Source organism: Streptomyces antarcticus, assembly GCF_026627255.1.
GTDB classification, from domain to species: Bacteria; Actinomycetota; Actinomycetes; order Streptomycetales; family Streptomycetaceae; genus Streptomyces; species Streptomyces antarcticus.
Window position 1 is genome coordinate 1 of the sequence record NZ_JAPNLM010000048.1, and the last position, 14,907, is coordinate 14,907.

The 14,907-nt window shown below is 74.3% G+C and carries 15 protein-coding genes; 8 read left to right on the forward strand and 7 right to left on the reverse strand.

Annotated features, from left to right (window positions below; all coding sequences use genetic code 11):
* Positions 1 to 41: 41 nt before the first annotated feature.
* Entirely contained in the window at positions 42 to 2,276 is a 2,235-nt protein-coding gene (locus OTB16_RS37215; RefSeq protein ID WP_267727076.1) for an acetate--CoA ligase family protein, read from the reverse strand.
* A 318-nt stretch (positions 2,277 to 2,594) separates the two neighbouring features.
* A complete protein-coding gene (locus OTB16_RS37220) occupies positions 2,595 to 3,785 on the reverse strand; it encodes a flavin-containing monooxygenase (protein ID WP_267727079.1) in 1,191 nt (396 codons plus the stop codon).
* Between the two features lie 227 nt (positions 3,786 to 4,012).
* Here OTB16_RS37220 and OTB16_RS37225 point away from each other — a divergent pair, with 227 nt between their 5' ends.
* Entirely contained in the window at positions 4,013 to 4,465 is a 453-nt protein-coding gene (locus OTB16_RS37225) for a DoxX family membrane protein (RefSeq protein WP_267727080.1), read from the forward strand.
* A complete protein-coding gene (locus OTB16_RS37230) occupies positions 4,462 to 4,881 on the forward strand; it encodes a Zn-ribbon domain-containing OB-fold protein (protein ID WP_267727082.1) in 420 nt (139 codons plus the stop codon). The genes OTB16_RS37225 and OTB16_RS37230 overlap by 4 nt, the downstream gene beginning before the upstream one ends.
* Before the next feature lie 104 nt (positions 4,882 to 4,985).
* Here OTB16_RS37230 and OTB16_RS37235 read toward each other — a convergent pair whose 3' ends face one another.
* From OTB16_RS37235 to OTB16_RS37245, 3 genes are read right to left on the reverse strand one after another with little or no spacing between them, the layout of a single operon-like run.
* On the reverse strand, positions 4,986 to 5,660 hold the full coding sequence (locus OTB16_RS37235) for a pyridoxine/pyridoxamine 5'-phosphate oxidase (RefSeq protein ID WP_267727084.1): 675 nt from the start codon (positions 5,658 to 5,660) through the stop codon (positions 4,986 to 4,988).
* Between the two features lie 9 nt (positions 5,661 to 5,669).
* Entirely contained in the window at positions 5,670 to 5,924 is a 255-nt protein-coding gene (locus OTB16_RS37240; protein WP_267727086.1) for a hypothetical protein, read from the reverse strand.
* A 33-nt stretch (positions 5,925 to 5,957) separates the two neighbouring features.
* A complete protein-coding gene (locus OTB16_RS37245; protein ID WP_267727087.1) occupies positions 5,958 to 6,176 on the reverse strand; it encodes a hypothetical protein in 219 nt (72 codons plus the stop codon).
* A gap of 323 nt (positions 6,177 to 6,499) precedes the next feature.
* Here OTB16_RS37245 and OTB16_RS37250 point away from each other — a divergent pair, with 323 nt between their 5' ends.
* Positions 6,500 to 6,655, forward strand: a complete 156-nt coding sequence (locus OTB16_RS37250; protein ID WP_267727089.1) for a hypothetical protein — start codon at positions 6,500 to 6,502, stop codon at positions 6,653 to 6,655.
* A gap of 61 nt (positions 6,656 to 6,716) precedes the next feature.
* Here OTB16_RS37250 and OTB16_RS37255 read toward each other — a convergent pair whose 3' ends face one another.
* Complete coding sequence (locus tag OTB16_RS37255) at positions 6,717 to 7,919, reverse strand: thiolase C-terminal domain-containing protein (RefSeq protein ID WP_267727091.1); 1,203 nt, start codon at positions 7,917 to 7,919, stop codon at positions 6,717 to 6,719.
* Positions 7,920 to 8,131: 212 nt separating this feature from the next.
* On the opposite strand from OTB16_RS37255, the gene OTB16_RS37260 reads away from it, so the two are divergent.
* Together OTB16_RS37260 and OTB16_RS37265 are read left to right on the forward strand one after the other, a co-directional pair.
* Positions 8,132 to 9,337 carry an acyl-CoA dehydrogenase family protein gene (locus OTB16_RS37260; RefSeq protein ID WP_267727093.1) on the forward strand — a complete coding sequence of 402 codons (1,206 nt, stop codon included), beginning with the start codon at positions 8,132 to 8,134 and terminating at the stop codon, positions 9,335 to 9,337.
* Positions 9,337 to 9,822: a nitroreductase family deazaflavin-dependent oxidoreductase gene (locus tag OTB16_RS37265; RefSeq protein ID WP_267727094.1), complete on the forward strand. Its 486-nt coding sequence runs from the start codon at positions 9,337 to 9,339 to the stop codon at positions 9,820 to 9,822. The genes OTB16_RS37260 and OTB16_RS37265 overlap by 1 nt, the downstream gene beginning before the upstream one ends.
* A 60-nt stretch (positions 9,823 to 9,882) precedes the next feature.
* Here OTB16_RS37265 and OTB16_RS37270 read toward each other — a convergent pair whose 3' ends face one another.
* Positions 9,883 to 10,530 (reverse strand): TetR family transcriptional regulator, encoded by a 648-nt coding sequence (locus OTB16_RS37270; RefSeq protein WP_267727096.1) that lies wholly within the window; start codon positions 10,528 to 10,530, stop codon positions 9,883 to 9,885.
* Between the two features lie 326 nt (positions 10,531 to 10,856).
* On the opposite strand from OTB16_RS37270, the gene OTB16_RS37275 reads away from it, so the two are divergent.
* The 3 genes from OTB16_RS37275 to OTB16_RS37285 all read left to right on the forward strand — a co-directional run bounded on the left by OTB16_RS37275 (position 10,857) and on the right by OTB16_RS37285 (position 14,822).
* Entirely contained in the window at positions 10,857 to 11,651 is a 795-nt protein-coding gene (locus OTB16_RS37275; protein WP_267727098.1) for a VOC family protein, read from the forward strand.
* A 227-nt stretch (positions 11,652 to 11,878) separates the two neighbouring features.
* On the forward strand, positions 11,879 to 14,269 hold the full coding sequence (gene afsK, locus OTB16_RS37280; RefSeq protein ID WP_267727099.1) for a protein serine/threonine kinase AfsK: 2,391 nt from the start codon (positions 11,879 to 11,881) through the stop codon (positions 14,267 to 14,269).
* 55 nt (positions 14,270 to 14,324) lie between these two features.
* Positions 14,325 to 14,822, forward strand: a complete 498-nt coding sequence (locus OTB16_RS37285; protein WP_267727101.1) for a peptidylprolyl isomerase — start codon at positions 14,325 to 14,327, stop codon at positions 14,820 to 14,822.
* The last annotated feature ends 85 nt before the right edge of the window (positions 14,823 to 14,907 follow it).

The window sequence follows — 14,907 nt, forward strand, 5'->3', positions numbered from 1 at the left end:
GGTGGGTGGGTGGGTGGGTGACGTGACCGTGGTGGGGGTGGTCAGCGGCAGATGGCCAGGGCGTCCAAGGCCACCGCGCCCTGGCCGCGGGGGAGGACCATCAGGGGGTTGATGTCCAGCTCCGATAGGTCGTCGCCCAGTTCCAGGGCCATCCGCTGGATGCGCAGGATCACTTCCACCAGAGCGTCCACGTCGGCCGGTGGAGCGCCCCGGACGCCCTCCAGCAGTGCGTGCCCGCGCAGTTCGGTGAGCATGGCGCGGGCCTGGTCCTCGCCGAAGGGCGGGACGCGGACCGCCGCGTCGTGCAGGACCTCCACCAGGACCCCGCCGAGGCCGACGGTGACGGTGGGGCCGAACAGGTCGTCCTGGGTGACGCCGACGACCATTTCCACGCCGCGTTCGATCATCTGGCAGACGAGGATGCCGTCCAGGGGGACGTCCTCGTAGCGGGCGATGTCCGTGAGCTCCCGGTACGCGTCGCGGATCTGGCTCGCGGAGGTGAGGGCGACCTTGACGAGTCCGAGTTCGGTCTTGTGGGCGAGCTGGGGGCCCGACGCCTTCATGACGACGGGGTAGCCGACCAGCCCGGCGGCCCGGACGGCCGCCGCCGCGCTCGTCACGAGCTGCTCCCGGGGGACCCGGATCCCGTACGCCCGCAGCAGTTGCTTCGCCGCGTGCTCGCTGAGCTGCTGGCCGGGCCGCATCAGGGCCCGGGCCTTGCGGAAGGAGGGGGAGGGGGTGCGGGGGGCCTCGTCGAAGGGGGAGCGGTAGGCGGCGGTGAAGCGGTGGTGGCCGAGGTAGGCGCGTACGGCGGTGATGCAGTTGCCGAAGGTGCGGAAGGTCGCGACGCGGGAGGAGCCGAGGAGGGTGGTGCGGTAGGCGTCCTCGGTGCCGACGGGGGAGCCCCAGATCACGCAGATCAGCTTGTCGGTCTGTTCGGCCGCGTCCACCAGGTCCTGCGCGAGCCGGTCGCTCATCGGGGGGAAGGGGCCGGTGATCGGACAGATCAGGACGCCTACGGACGGGTCGGCGAGGATCGCGTCGATGATCTTGCGGCCGCGCCAGTCGCCGACCGGATGGCCGCCGTTGTCGACGGGGTTGGCGACGTTCAGGTACTCCGGTATCCACTGGTGGAGCTCGTCCTGCTTGGCCGGGTCGAGGGTCGGCAGGGTGAGGCCCGCCTCGGTGGCGAGGTCGGAGAAGTGGGCGCCGGTGCCGCCGGAGATGGAGTACACGACGACCCCGTCGGCCTGCGGCCTGCGGGCCCGGGCGAGCAGGGCGGCGGTGTCCTGGAGCTCGTCCAGGCCGTCGACGCGGATGACGCCGAACTGCCGCATGGCGGCGTCCACGACGGTGTCGGCGCCGGTGAGCTTCCCGGTGTGGGAGGCGGCCATCCGGGCGCCGGTCTCGGTGCGGCCGACCTTGACGGCCACGACGGGTACGCCCGCCCGCGCGGCCCGGTCGGCGGCGAGGAGGAAGGACCGGCCGTCCTTGAGGCCTTCGACGTAGCAGGCGATGGCCCCCACCTCGGGCTGCTCGGCGAAGTAGGAGATGAAGTCGGAGGTCTCCAGGTCTGCCTCGTTGCCGGTCGGCGCCCAGTGGGAGAGGCGGATGCCCAGCTCCTGGAGGGAGTAGACGGGACGCCCCTGGTGGCCGGACTGGGTGATGAGGGCGATGGCGGGCCCGTCGAGGTCCTGGCGGAACGCCTCGAAGGCGTTGAGGTTCGTGTTGGGGCCGAGCAGGCGCAGGCCCGAGCGCTGTACGGCGGCCGCCAGCCGGTCCTGGGCGGCGGCGCCCGCGTCTCCGGTCTCCGCGAAGCCGGAGGCGAAGGCGACGGCGAACTTCACCTTCGTCTCGGCGAGTTCCTCGATGACGGGGAGCGGGTCGGCGACGAGGAGGACGGCGAGGTCCACCTGTTCGGGCAGGTCGGCCACGGAGGCGTGGCAGGCGAGGCCGAACACGGTCGTCCGGGTCGGGTGGACGGGATGGAGCCGCGCGCCGACGCGCTCCGCCCAGGCGATGAGCTGGCGGGTGATCCCGGTGTTCGGTCTGCCCTCGGCGTCCGAGGCGCCGATGACGGCCACCGACTCGGGCCGGAAGAACCGGTCCAGGTCGGGGACATCGGAGTGCAGGGGCCGCCCGCTGACGTCCAGCGCGACCGCGTCCTCGGCGGACGGCGCCGCCGAGGAGTGGACGGCCGTCCTGGGGGTCTCCCCGCAGGCCTCGACACGTGCGCGGAAGTCGGTGGTGAGGGTGCCGTGAGTAGATCCAAGCATCGTTCCGCCCGCTCCTGCTCGATGAACCTCAATAACTGACGCGTAGTCAGATTACTGAACTGACGTGTCGTCAGGAACAGGGCTGCGCAGGAAAGTGGTGGAGGTGGTGTGTGGAACGGTGTCAGACGCCCTCGGGGCGGGTCCAGAGTGCGGTTCCGGCCGAGGTGCCCGGTTCGAGTCGTGAGGTTCGGTTCGGGTCGTGAGGTTCGGTTCTGGGTGAGGTCCGGATCGGTTCGGGCCGGTTCGGTGTGGTGGGTTCGGTTGTGGTGGGGGTGTCGTCCCGGGCCCGGTGCTGCCCCGTGCGGTTCAGGTTCAGGTTCAGGTTCGGGTGCGCAGGTGTCGGGCCACGGCTTTCGCGATCCGGTCGGCGTCCAGGGCCATCTCGCGGAAGGCCCCGCTGATGGGGTTGGTGAACCCGGTGAAGTACAGGCCCGGCGCCCCGTCCGGGGCGCGGCCGCCGCGCGTGCGGGGGCGGCCGCGCTCGTCGAGCACGCCCAGGTGGCCGACCGTGCCCTCCAGGGCGCGCCGGTAGCCGGTGGCCGCGACGACCGCGTCCGGGGTGATCCGCGCGCCGTCGGCGAGTACGACCGCGGCTCCGTCGAACGACTCCACGGCGGCGACCGGCTCGACCGCGCCCCGGCGGACCGCGTCGATCAGGCCGACGTCCTGCACGGGGATGGCCCCCTCCCGGACCCTGCTGTACAGGCCGGTGGTGGGGCGGGGAAGGCCGTACGCCGACAGGTCCGGGACGGAGACCCTCGCGACGAGCGCGCCCAGCCGGTCGACGAGCCGGACGGGCAGCCGGCGTACGAGGATCCCCGTGCGCTGGGCCGGCCAGCCGGCGGTGGAGCGGCGCACGATGTGCGGGGCGGTGCGTACGGCGAGCCGTACGCGGGCGGCGCCGCCCTCGGCGAGGTCGACGGCTATCTCGGCGCCGGTGTTGCCGACGCCGACGACGAGGACGTCCTGCCCGGCGTACGGGGCGGGGTCGCGGTACTCGGCCGCGTGCAGCAGCCGCCCGGTGTAGCCGTCCCGGCCGGGCCACGCGGGCACGTGGGGAGTGTGGTTGAAGCCGGTGGCGACGACCACGGCCGCGGCCGTCAGCACCCGGCCGCCGCTGGCGTGCAGGGTCCAGCCGTCGCGGCTTCCGTCCTCGCCGGCGGCGGGCTCGACGCGGGTCACCTCGACGCCGGTGACCAGCTCCAGCTCGTGGAACTCGGCGTACTTCTCCAGGTACCGCACGACGTCGTCACGCGAGACCCACCGTCCGAAGCGGCGCGGCATGGCCAGGCCGGGCAGGGCGGAGAGGCGGCGGGTGGTGTGCAGGTGGAGCCGGTCGTAGTGGCCCCGCCAGGAGGAGCCGACCGTGTCGGACCTCTCGACGACGACGGTACGGACCCCGCGGGCGCGCAGCGCGGCGGCGGCGGCGAGGCCGCCGGGGCCGGCGCCGATGACGTACACGGGGGTCGGCTGGGTGGTCATGTCGGGTGCTGTGGGGGGTCCGGGCATGAGGAGTGATCGTATCGCCACGCTGGGTTGATGGGTCTCGGACGAGGAGGGAATCGATTGCGGATCGATCACGGAAGAGGAGTGGGGGCGGGGTGGGTGTGGGGTGGGGCGCGGGGTGAGGGGTCCGGGTGGGGGTGGCCGGGGCCTTGCGGGAACGCTTCGGATCCGCTGAACTGACGTACCGTCAGATCTAGTGCTCGTCGTGGTGGAGGGGTGGAGGGCTGCCGATGCAGACCATCTGGCTCAGTGGGGCCGAATGGCTCGCCGTGCTCCGGATAGGCCTCGGCCTGTGGTGGCTGGAGAGCTGGCGGCACAAGGACAAGAAGGGCTGGTTCGAGCGCGGGACCGGCATCGCGTGGGCCGCCGACGTCGCGGGCAAGCACCGCTGGGGGTTCGTGAAGGGCGGCTTCGAGAAGGTGGTGCGGCCGCGGCCGAAGGCGATGGCGTACCTCGTCGTCTACGCCGAACTCGCCCTCGGGCTGGGCCTGGTGCTCGGGTTGCTGACGCCGGTCGCCCTGGTCGGAGGGCTGCTGCTGAACCTGCTCTACCTGGTGCTGATGATCCACGACTGGGCCGAGCAGGGGCAGAACGCCATGATGGCGCTCATCTCCCTCGTCGCGCTCTTCGCCATGGGCTGGCAGGCCTGGTCCCTCGACGCCGCCTTCGGGCTCTTCCTGTGACCGCCCGGTACGACCTCCCGGAGGCGGACGACTTCACCCGCCCCTACTGGGACGCGGCGGCCCAGGGGCGGCTGCTGCTGCGCCGCTGCGCGGACTGCGGGCGGGCGCACCACTACCCGCGCGAGTTCTGCCCGTTCTGCTGGGCCGGGGAGGACCGGGTGACGTGGGAGGCGGCGAGCGGCCGCGCGACGCTCTACACCTGGTCGGTGGTCCACCGCAACGACCTCCCGCCGTTCGGGGAGCGGGTCCCGTACACGGCGGCGGTGGTCGACCTGGCGGAGGGGCCGCGGATGATGACGGAGGTCGTCGAGTGCGAGGCGGCGGACCTGGCCATCGGCATGCCGCTGACGGTGACCTTCCGCGAGGCGGCGGACGGGGTGGCGGTGGCGGTCTTCCGCCGGGCGGCGGCGGGGTAGGCGGGGTAGGCGAGGCGGCCGGGGGTCGGGAGCCGGGGCGGCCGGGACCGGGGCGGCCGCTGGGTGGGCGCAACCGGCGGCCGCGCCCGTCGCGTGCGCGGCCGTTACGGCCAGAGCAGCTCGCGGGTCCAGGTGCCGTCGGGGGTCAGTCGGTAGCGCAGGCGGGTGTGGCGGCGGGCGGCGTCGCCCTGGAAGAACTCGACCTCGACGGGGGCCAGGACGTACCGGGTCCACGTGGGCACCGGAGCGTCCGGCTCGGCCCCGGCCCGCTCCCAGGCCGCCGCCGACGCGCGCGCCAGCTCCTCGACGGACCCGAGGACCTCGCTCTGCCGGCCCGTCAGCGCGGCGGCCAGCGCACCGCGCGAGCGGACCGCCAGATCGGCCCTGCTCTCCCCCGCGCCGCAGGCGGTGACCCGGCCCCGTAGGCGGATCTGGCGGGCCACGGCGGGCCAGTAGAACCCCAGCGCGGCATCCGGCCGTCCGGCCAGCTGCTCGCCCTTCGCGCTGGTGGCGTGCGTGGCGAAGTGCCAGCCGCGGGCGTCGGCGTCGTGCAGCATCAGCGTCCGCACGTCGGGCCGCCCCTCCGCGTCGGCCGTCGCCAGGCTCATCGTGTGCGGCTCCGGCTGCCCCGCCCTGGCGGCGTCCGTGAGCCACTCCCGGAACAGCGGCAACGGCCCGGCGGGCGCCGCTCCGGGGTCGAACGTGGGGAGCGGTCCGTCCCACACGCGCAGGGAGTGCAGGGTGGCACGGAACTCTTCGCTGCCGATCTCACCAGTCATTGCCCCAGGCTAGGGCGTCGTCCCCGCCGGGTCCTGCCGGGCCGGGCGGGCGCGCTGCCGCGCCCGGGAGAGCGTCGCCAGGGCCGCCACGGTAAGAAGGGCGAGGGCGGAGACGGCCGCTGCCGCAGTCCCCACGGCCGCCGCGCCGCCGTCGACGTCGCTCTGGCGGGCGACCACCTGGGGATCGTCCGCCCGGTAGCGGACGGTGAGTCGCGTGCCGACTGGGGACTTCCCGCCGCCACTGCCCGCCGGGAGGGCGGCCACCACGGTGCGCCCGCCGGCCTCGAATTCGACCTCTCACCGGCCCAGGACGCACGAGCCGCCCGTGCGGAGCGTCGCGTGGGCCTGTACGCCGTCGTGGAGCGAGCGCAGGTGCCTGGCGTTGGGAAGCGTCACCATTCCCGCGTACGCGCCCAAGAGCAGGGCGAGCAGCACGGCGACGGACGTGCGTGACCTGATGCCACCTCCGGTGGTACCGGTGGTACCGGTCGTGCGTGTGTGCGCTGAGCCGTTCATGGCTGCCGCCTTCCGTACCGGTTGCGGTGAAAGGGGGCGCGCCGCGTCGTGCGGGGGCGCCGGACTCGCTTCCCTCGTCGGCGGCCCCGACCGCGAGCCCGAGCCCGACGCCGACACCCACGCCCGAGGCGGCGTCCCCGACGCCCTCCCCGACGGCGTCCCCCTCTGCCGCCCCCGCGGCCGTACCGAGCCCCTCGCCCACCCGGGCGGCCCCGCGCACCGCCGCCCCGGCCGCCGACCCGAAGCCGTCCGCCACCACCCAGGCGCCCCGGCCCTCGACGAAGCCGGCGGTCCGGCCGACGACGCGGGCACCGACCCGGCCGGTGCCCGCCGACTGCGAGATCGTCTCCAACGCCGGCAACTGCTACAACGCGGGCCAGTTCTGCCGCAAGACCGACCTGGGCCGGTCCACGCACGCGGGGAACGGGCGGCTGATCCACTGCCGCCTGGACGGCAGCCAGCCGCGCTGGCAGTACTGACGGCTCCGGCCGCCGGCGGCCGGACTCCGGCTTCCGGCGGAGAGCGGCCAGCGGCCAGCGGCTAGCGGCCCAGGAGGATCGTTCCCGAGGAGCAGAACCAGCCGCCCGTCCCCGAGGCCAGGGCGACCTCCGGCAGGCGGCCGCCGGGTTTCACGACCTGGCCGGCGCCCGCCTCGCCGCGCAGCTGGCGGACGGCCTCCACCAGCAGGAACAGACCGCGCATGCCCGGATGGCAGGCGGAGAGGCCGCCGCCGTCGGTGTTGACCGGGAGTTCGCCGTCGCGCAGCAGGCGGCCCTTCTCGACGAAGGCGCCGCCCTCGCCCTTGGCGCAGAAGCCGAGGTCCTCGAGGGTCACCAGGGTCATGTACGTGAACGCGTCGTAGATCTCGGCGAGGTCGACGTCCGCCGGGGTCAGACCGGCCCGTTCGAAGGCCAGGCGGCCGGAGACCGCCGCCGGGGAGACGGTGAAGTCCTCCCACTCCGACAGGGTGGTGTGGGAGACCGAGGCGCCCGCGCCCAGGATCCAGACGGGCGCCTTCGCGGTGTCCGGTACGTAGTCCTCCGCCGCCAGCAGCACCGCGCAGCCGCCGTCCGAGCGGATGCAGCAGTGCAGTTTCGTGAACGGGTCGGCGATCATCTCGCCGGACAGCACCTCGTCCACGGTGATGGGGTCGCGGAACATCGCGTCGGGGTTCGCGGCCGCGTTCGCCCGGGTCTGCACGGCCACCGAGGCGAGCTGCTCCAGCGTCGTGCCGTACTCGTGCATGTGGCGGCGGGCGGCCATCGCGTACTTGGAGATCAGCGTGTGGCCGTACGGGACCTCGAACTGCAGCGGTCCCCGCGCCCCGAAGGAGAGGTTCGAGGTCCGGCGGCGGGCCTTGATGTCCGCGCGGGCGGTGGATCCGTAGACCAGCAGGACGGCGTTGGCGTGCCCGGCGGCGATGGCGTCCGCCGCGTGGGCCGCCATGACCTCCCAGGTGGAGCCGCCGACCGAGGTGGAGTCGACCCAGGTGGGGCGCAGGCCCAGGTACTCGGCCACCTCGACCGGGGCGAGGGTGCCGAGTCCGGCCGAGGCGAAGCCGTCGATGACGGAGCGGTCCAGTCCGGAGTCGGCCAGGGCGCGCCGGGCGGCCTGGGCGTGCAGGGCGTAGGGGGTGGGGCCGTCCACGCGGCCGCAGTCCGAGAGGGCGACGCCGACGACCGCGACCCGGCGGCGCGGTGCGGGGGAGGGCAGGGGGCGGGGCTGTCCCGACGGTCCAGGCATGGGGAGACGGTATATCTGACGATGCGTCAGACGCTAGAGCGCGAGCCGTGCGTGCCGTGCGTGCCGCCCGTGCCGCTCGCGCCGCCCGGCCTCCCGTGCCGCCCCGCCCGCCTCTCCGCCCCCGGCGGCAACGCCTCGTCGTCGGCCCCCTGTGCATCTGGCTCCCGCCGCCCTAACATGACGGCCCGTCAGATACGGGGAGGAGCCCGACGATGGATGCCGCCTTCACCGCGGAGCAGGAAGAGATACGCCGCACCCTGCGCGAAATCCTGGGCAAACGCTGCGGCCCGGACGAGGTCAAGGCCGCCGTGCGCACCGCCGCCGGACACGACCGCGAGCTGTGGCAGCAGCTCGCCCAGCGGCTCGGGCTGCCCGGCCTCGCCGTCGCCGAGGAGTACGGCGGCGTCGGCTGTACCCCCGCCGACCTGGCCCTGGCCTGCGAGGAGGCCGGGCGGGTGCTGCTGCCCTCGCCGCTGTTCGCCACCGCCGGGCTCTGCGTACCGTTGATCACCGCGCTCGGCACCGGAGCCCAGCGCTCCGAGCTGCTCCCGCCGCTCGCGGCCGGCGGTCTGACCGCCGCCCTCGCCGTCCCCGGCCCGGTGCTCGCCACCGCCCTCGCGCTCACCGGCGACAACACCGCCGGCGAGTGGGCCGGCGGCGGCCGCGCGGGCGGGGTCCAGGCCCGCGCCGACGCCGACGGCGGCGGCTGGCGGCTGTACGGGGAGGCGGCCCAGGTGCTCGACGGCCACAGCGCGTCGGTGCTGCTGGTCGCCGCGCACACCGGGGGCTTCGCGCGCGCCCGCACGCTGCTGTTCCTCGTACGGGAGGACGCGCCCGGCCTCGTACGCGCGCGGCAGGCCGTACTCGACGAGACCCGGCCGCAGGCCGCGATCCAGCTCAGGGACGTCCCCGCGCAACTGCTCGGCGGCGGGGAGGCGGAGGCGGACGTCGCGTGGGCCCTCGCCGCCACCGGGCGCACCGCCGCCGCCGTGCTCGCCGCCGAGGCGGTCGGCGCGGCCGGCCAGGCCCTCGCCCGGACCGTGGAGTACGTACGCCGGCGCGAGCAGTTCGGCCGGGCGATCGGCTCCTTCCAGGCGGTCAAGCACCGGCTCGCCGACCTCTACGTCCAGGTGCAGGCGGCCCGTTCGGCCGCCCACTACGCCGCGTGGGACCCGGCGCAGGGCGGACTCGCCCTCGCCCAGGCCCTGGAGGCGCTGCGCGTCACCGCGGGCGAGGCGATCCAGCTGCACGGCGGCATCGGCTTCACCTGGGAGCACGACGCGCACCTGTACTTCAAGCGGGCGGCGGCCGACGAGCTGCTGTTCGGGCCGGTCCACCGGCTGCGGGCGCACGCCGCGCACCGGGCCGGCCTCTTCACCCCGTCCGCGGAACCCGAGAAGGAGAAGGTGGCCGTCTGATGGCCGTGAATCCCGGCGTCGGCGTCAAGCTGATGCGGAAGGTCTCTTCGACCAGGCTGTTCGCCAAGGTCGCGCCCCACTTCATCCCCGCCATGGACAAGGCGGTGCACAGGCTGACCCGCGGCAAGGTCATCCTGAGCGCCCAGATGCTGCCGGGCGTGATCCTCACCGCCAAGGGGGCGAAGACGGGCGTGCCGCGTTCCACCCCGCTGGCCTGCATGCCGGAGGACGGCGGGGCGGCCTGGCTGCTGATCGGCTCCAACTTCGGCCGGCCCGGGCACCCGGCGTGGACCGGGAACCTGCTCAAGCACCCGGACGCGGACGTGAGTTGGAAGGGCCAGGACATCGCGGTACGGGCCCGGCTGCTGGAGGGGGAGGAACGGGCGGAGGCATGGCGGGCGGCCCTGGTGTTCTGGCCGCCGTACGCGACGTACCAGGCGCGCATCGAGCGCGAGATCCGGTTGTTCCGCCTGGAGCGTCGCTGATCGCAGGCGTACGGCGGCGCGAGACCGCCCCGGGACGACGGACCCCGGAAGGGTCCGTCGTCACTTGGTCGGCTTCTTGCCCGTGATGCCGAGGTGGACGAGGAGGGCCAGGTTCGGCTTGAGTTCGGCCTGCTTGACGCCCCAGGTCTGGAAGCCCTTCTGGTGCGAGGCGACCGCGGCCAGCATCGCGACCAGGGAGCCGGCCATCGCCGCGGGGCTGACGTCCTTGTCGACCTTGCCCTTGGCCTGGAGGTCCTTGACCGACTCCGTGAGGGAGTTGGTGACGGAGTTCAGGATCTTCATGCGGATCTTGTAGAAGCGCTTGTCGCCCTCGGCCGCGCCGAGGTCGACGACCCGCAGGATCGCGTCGTTGCGTCGCCAGAACTCCAGGAAGCCCTCGACCAGTTCCTCCGCCGCCGACCACCCGGCCTTGCCGACCCAGGTGCGGCCCTCGACGAGCGACGTCAACTGCGCGCCCTCGCTGGCCATGTGCTCGGCGATCTCCAGGACGGCGCCCTCGACGTCCGGGAAGTACTGGTAGAAGGTCGCGGGGGAGGTGCCGGCCTTGCGGGCGACGTCGATCACCTTGACGTCGCGGTACGGCGAGGAGCTGAGCATCTCGCTGAGGCAGTCGAGCAGCTTCTGCCGCGTCGCCTGGCCGCGCCGGCCGGCGACACGCCCGTCGACGGTGCGTACTTGTCCTGTCATGCCGTCAGCTTACCGAGGGGTGATCGGCGCGCTATTCGGCCGCCTGCAAATGGGGTCACGGGGTCGCTGGCCTGGCCCGGAGCCGGTCCTGAGGGGCCGCCGCGCCCCGTACGGGCCGTACGTAAGGCCCGTACGGGGCGCGCGCACGCCGCCCCGCGCACACCCGCCGCCCGTGCCCGCCCGGCCGCCGCCCGGGTACCGGCCGGTTGCCCGCGGCCGTCCCCCGAATAGTCTTATCAACAGGCTGTGGACAAGTTTTCGGGCGGATCATGGCGGGGAGGGGCGAAGAGGGCACAAACCCCCGCACAACGGAAGGAACCGGGCTCATGGCCGCATTCGCGGAAGGCGCACCCTGCTGGGTCGACGCCTCGCTTCCGGACGTGGAGGCGGGCAAGCGCTTCTACGGTGCGCTCTTCGGGTGGACCTTCGCCGACGGCGCCGGCGCCCAGTACGGCCACTACACGCAGGCCTACAGCCGCGGCCGCAACGTCGCCGCCCTCGCCCCCAAACCGGACGGCCGCATGCCCACCGTCTGGGGGATCTACCTCTACACGACCGACGCCTACGCCTGCGCCCAGCGCATCCGCGCCGCCGGGGGCCAGATGGTGATGGACCCCATGCCCGTCGGCCCGTACGGGACCGCCGCCCTGGCCGCCGACCCAGGCGGCGCCGTCTTCGGGCTGTGGCAGCCGGGCACCCACCACGGTTTCGACGTGCAGCAGGAGCCGTACTCGTACTGCTGGACCGAGGTCTACACGCGGGCCCGCGACGCCGTGGACGTCTTCTACGCCAAGGTCTTCGGCTACGTCCCCCAGGACCAGGACGACGCCGGCGTCGAGTACCGCATCTGGTCCCCGCCCGGCAGCGCCCCCGGCACGCACACCGCGGTGATGGGGCGCAGCCTGATCACCGACGCCTTCCCGGAGGTCATGCCGGCGCACTTCCTCGCCTACTTCGCCGTCCCGGACTGCGACACGTCCGTCGCCGCGGTGCAGCGGCTCGGCGGCCGGGTCACCGCCGATCCGTTCGACACCCCGCACGGGAGGATCGCGGTCGTCGCCGACGATCAGGGGGCGGTCTTCGGGCTGCTCTCGGAGCCGCGGACCCGCCCCGCGGGGTAGCCGAGCGGCGCCCAGGGGCCGTCCCCGGGCCGTCGTGGGGCCGTCCCCGGGCTGTCGTGGGGCCGTCCCGGGGCCGGACCGGGCGCGGGCCTGACAGAATCGGGGTTGCGCGACCCCGGGCGGCGCCCGGGGGTGAGACGCTGCACGGGGCCGGGCCCCGGGCCCGGCTCGCGCGTGCTGGTGGAAGCGGACCCGGCGAGGGCCCGTACGGGGACGTGTGGAGGCGAGTGGTGGAGCAGCTGACGCAGCACGACCCGAGACGGATCGGCCCCTTCGAGGTGCTGGGACGGCTCGGCGCCGGCGGCATGGGGCTGGTCTATCTCGCGCGGTCCGCGTCCGGACGGCGGGTCGCGATCAAGACGGTGCGCACCGAGCTCGCCGAGGACCAGCTGTTCCGGGTGCGCTTCACCCGCGAGGTCGAAGCCGCCCGCGCCGTTTCCGGCTTCTACACCGCGGCCGTCGTCGACGCCGACCCGCGCGCCGCCGTGCCGTGGCTGGCGACCGCCTACGTCCCGGCGCCCTCCCTGGAGGAGATCGTCAACGAGTGCGGGCCGATGCCCGCCCAGGGCGTGCGCTGGCTCGCAGCCGGGATCGCCGAGGCGCTCCAGTCCATCCACGGCGCCGGCCTCGTCCACCGCGACCTGAAGCCGTCGAACGTGCTCGTCGTCGAGGACGGGCCGCGCGTGATCGACTTCGGCATCGCGAGCGGCGTCTCCAACACCCGGCTGACCATGACGAACGTCGCCGTCGGCACCCCGGCCTACATGTCGCCGGAGCAGGCGAAGGACTCGCGCAGCGTCCGCGGGGCCAGCGACGTGTTCTCGCTCGGCTCCACCCTCGTCTTCGCCGCGACCGGACACCCGCCGTACCACGGGGCGAACCCGGTGGAGACCGTCTTCATGCTGCTGCGCGAGGGCCCCAACCTGGAGGGGCTCCCCGACGAGCTGCGGCCGCTCATCGACTCCTGCATGCAGATGGACGCCACGCAGCGGCCGACGCCCGCCGACCTCCAGGCGCAGCTCGCCCCGCACCTCTTCGACGGCGGTGACGACAGCGGCACCGCCTCGGCGTGGCTGCCCGAGCGGGTCGTCGCGATGATCGAGGCCCGCCGGTCGGGGAACCGTACGCCCCCCGCCGCCGTGGTCCGCGCCCCCGCGCCCCGCCCCGGCGGCTCCCGCGGCCCGGACTCCGGGTCCGCCACGCACCGCCGCCAGCGCGGCGCCGACCCGTGGGCGGACCCGCGCACCGGGCACGCCGTCCCGCAGCGCCCCCACCACCCGCCGATGGCCCCGGTGCCGTCCGGCGAGCCCGTACGGCTCGGCGGCTCCCCGGTGCCGATCGGGCCCGGGCCGCGCGCGACGGCGGTGGCGCCCGTCCCGCACGTCGCCGCGGACTCCGCCACCGGCTGGATCCGCCCGCCCGGCGGCTCCACCGCGGCCCCCTCGGCGGTGGGGGCCGTGCCGAATCCCGCTCCGGCCCCGGACAGCGGCCGCTGGCGCCCGTGGCGCTTCCGCATGTCCAACGAGGTGTGGGGCACCCCCACCGTGGCCGGCGACCTGCTGTACGTGACCTCCTTCGAGGTCCACGCCCTGGACGTGGCCAGCGGCCGCCGCCAGTTCAAGACCCGCGACGTGGCCTGGTCCATGGCCGTCTCCGAGGGCCGCATCCACGCCTCCGACGGCCCGTCCCTCTACGCGCTCGACGCCACCGACGGCTCTGAGCGGTGGCGGCTGTCCACCGATGCCTGGGTGTACGCGCTGAGCGCGGAGCGCGGCACCGTCGTCACCGCCACGCGCGGCGGCGACGTACAGGGCTGGGAGGCGTCCACCGGGCACCGGCTGTGGGAGCTGTCCGGCGCGCAGACCGACTTCGAGACCCCGGAGGCGGCCCCCGTCCTCCACGACGGCACCGTGTACGTGTGGCAGGACGCCCGGCTGCGCGCCGTGGACGCCCGCAGCGGCCGCGAGTCCTGGTCGTACCCGGTCGGCGACGCGGCCTCCTGCGGGAACGTGCCCGTACGGGTCACGCCCGCCCCCGACGGCAACGTCTACGTCAGCGCCGGCACCCGGGTGCTGTCCGTGGACCGGTCCTCGGGCCGGGTCCGCTGGCACTTCGAGGCCCCCGCGGTGTTCCTGGCCGCCCCCGCGTTCGCGCCGGGGCCCGCGGTGACCGGCGGCGGGGTCTACCTCGCCGACTACCTGGGCACCGTCTACGCCCTCGACGCGGCCACCGGCAAGGACCGCTGGCGGATCGCGACGGAGTCGCGGTCCTCCGCCGACCCGGTGCTCGTGGCCAACGGCAACGTGCACCTCGGCGCGGGCAGCGCGCTGTACACCCTCGACGCGGTCACCGGCACCCCGAAGTGGCGCTTCGCGGCGGGCGGCGAGATCACCGGCCTCCCGGCGGTCGCGGACGGCCGGGTGCACTTCGGCTCGGCCGACCACTGCCTCTACACGCTGGACGCCGCGGGCGGCCAGCTCCGCTGGAAACTGGCCACGGGCGGCGAGATCACGGGCGCCCCGGTCGCGGAGGCGGGCGTGGTCTACGCGTGCAGCAAGGACCGCTGCGTGTACGCCCTCGACGCGGCGAAGGGCACCGGAACCCGTACGGCGGGCTGAGGCGACTCGGCCCCTCCCGGTAGCGGAACGCACCGGGAGTGACAGGATGGACCCCATGAGCAACGTTTTCTTCGACATCACCATCAACGGCGCCCCCGCGGGCCGCATCGTCTTCAACCTCTTCGACGAGGTCGTCCCGAAGACCGCGCAGAACTTCCGCGAGCTGGCCACCGGCCAGAACGGCTACGGCTACGCGGGCTCCGGCTTCCACCGCGTCATCCCCCAGTTCATGCTGCAGGGCGGTGACTTCACCAACCACAACGGCACCGGCGGCAAGAGCATCTACGGCGAGAAGTTCGAGGACGAGAACTTCACGCTGAAGCACGACCGCCCGTACCTCCTGTCGATGGCGAACGCCGGCCGCAACACCAACGGCTCGCAGTTCTTCATCACCACCGTCGTCACCTCCTGGCTCGACAACAAGCACGTCGTCTTCGGCGAGGTCGTCGAGGGCCAGGCGCTGGTCGACCAGATCGAGGCCCTGGGCTCCCAGTCCGGCGCCCCCAAGGGCAAGGTCGAGATCGCGGCCTCGGGCGTCGTCGACGCCGCCTGATCCCCGCACCCACGTGCCGGCCGGCCCCGCCCCCTCCCGGGGGGGGGGGCCGCCGCCGTATCCGGGGCGGGTCGGTCCCGGGGGG

What these genes read in the sequence shown, in the direction of transcription:
- OTB16_RS37215 (WP_267727076.1), bottom strand. Translation starts at nt 2,276, where the DNA reads ATGCTTGGATCTACTCACGGCACCCTCACCACCGACTTCCGCGCACGT.
- OTB16_RS37220 (WP_267727079.1), bottom strand. Translation starts at nt 3,785, where the DNA reads ATGCCCGGACCCCCCACAGCACCCGACATGACCACCCAGCCGACCCCC.
- OTB16_RS37225 (WP_267727080.1), top strand. Translation starts at nt 4,013, where the DNA reads ATGCAGACCATCTGGCTCAGTGGGGCCGAATGGCTCGCCGTGCTCCGG.
- OTB16_RS37235 (WP_267727084.1), bottom strand. Translation starts at nt 5,660, where the DNA reads ATGACTGGTGAGATCGGCAGCGAAGAGTTCCGTGCCACCCTGCACTCC.
- OTB16_RS37245 (WP_267727087.1), bottom strand. Translation starts at nt 6,176, where the DNA reads ATGAACGGCTCAGCGCACACACGCACGACCGGTACCACCGGTACCACC.
- OTB16_RS37255 (WP_267727091.1), bottom strand. Translation starts at nt 7,919, where the DNA reads ATGCCTGGACCGTCGGGACAGCCCCGCCCCCTGCCCTCCCCCGCACCG.
- OTB16_RS37260 (WP_267727093.1), top strand. Translation starts at nt 8,132, where the DNA reads ATGGATGCCGCCTTCACCGCGGAGCAGGAAGAGATACGCCGCACCCTG.
- OTB16_RS37265 (WP_267727094.1), top strand. Translation starts at nt 9,337, where the DNA reads ATGGCCGTGAATCCCGGCGTCGGCGTCAAGCTGATGCGGAAGGTCTCT.
- OTB16_RS37270 (WP_267727096.1), bottom strand. Translation starts at nt 10,530, where the DNA reads ATGACAGGACAAGTACGCACCGTCGACGGGCGTGTCGCCGGCCGGCGC.
- OTB16_RS37275 (WP_267727098.1), top strand. Translation starts at nt 10,857, where the DNA reads ATGGCCGCATTCGCGGAAGGCGCACCCTGCTGGGTCGACGCCTCGCTT.
- OTB16_RS37285 (WP_267727101.1), top strand. Translation starts at nt 14,325, where the DNA reads ATGAGCAACGTTTTCTTCGACATCACCATCAACGGCGCCCCCGCGGGC.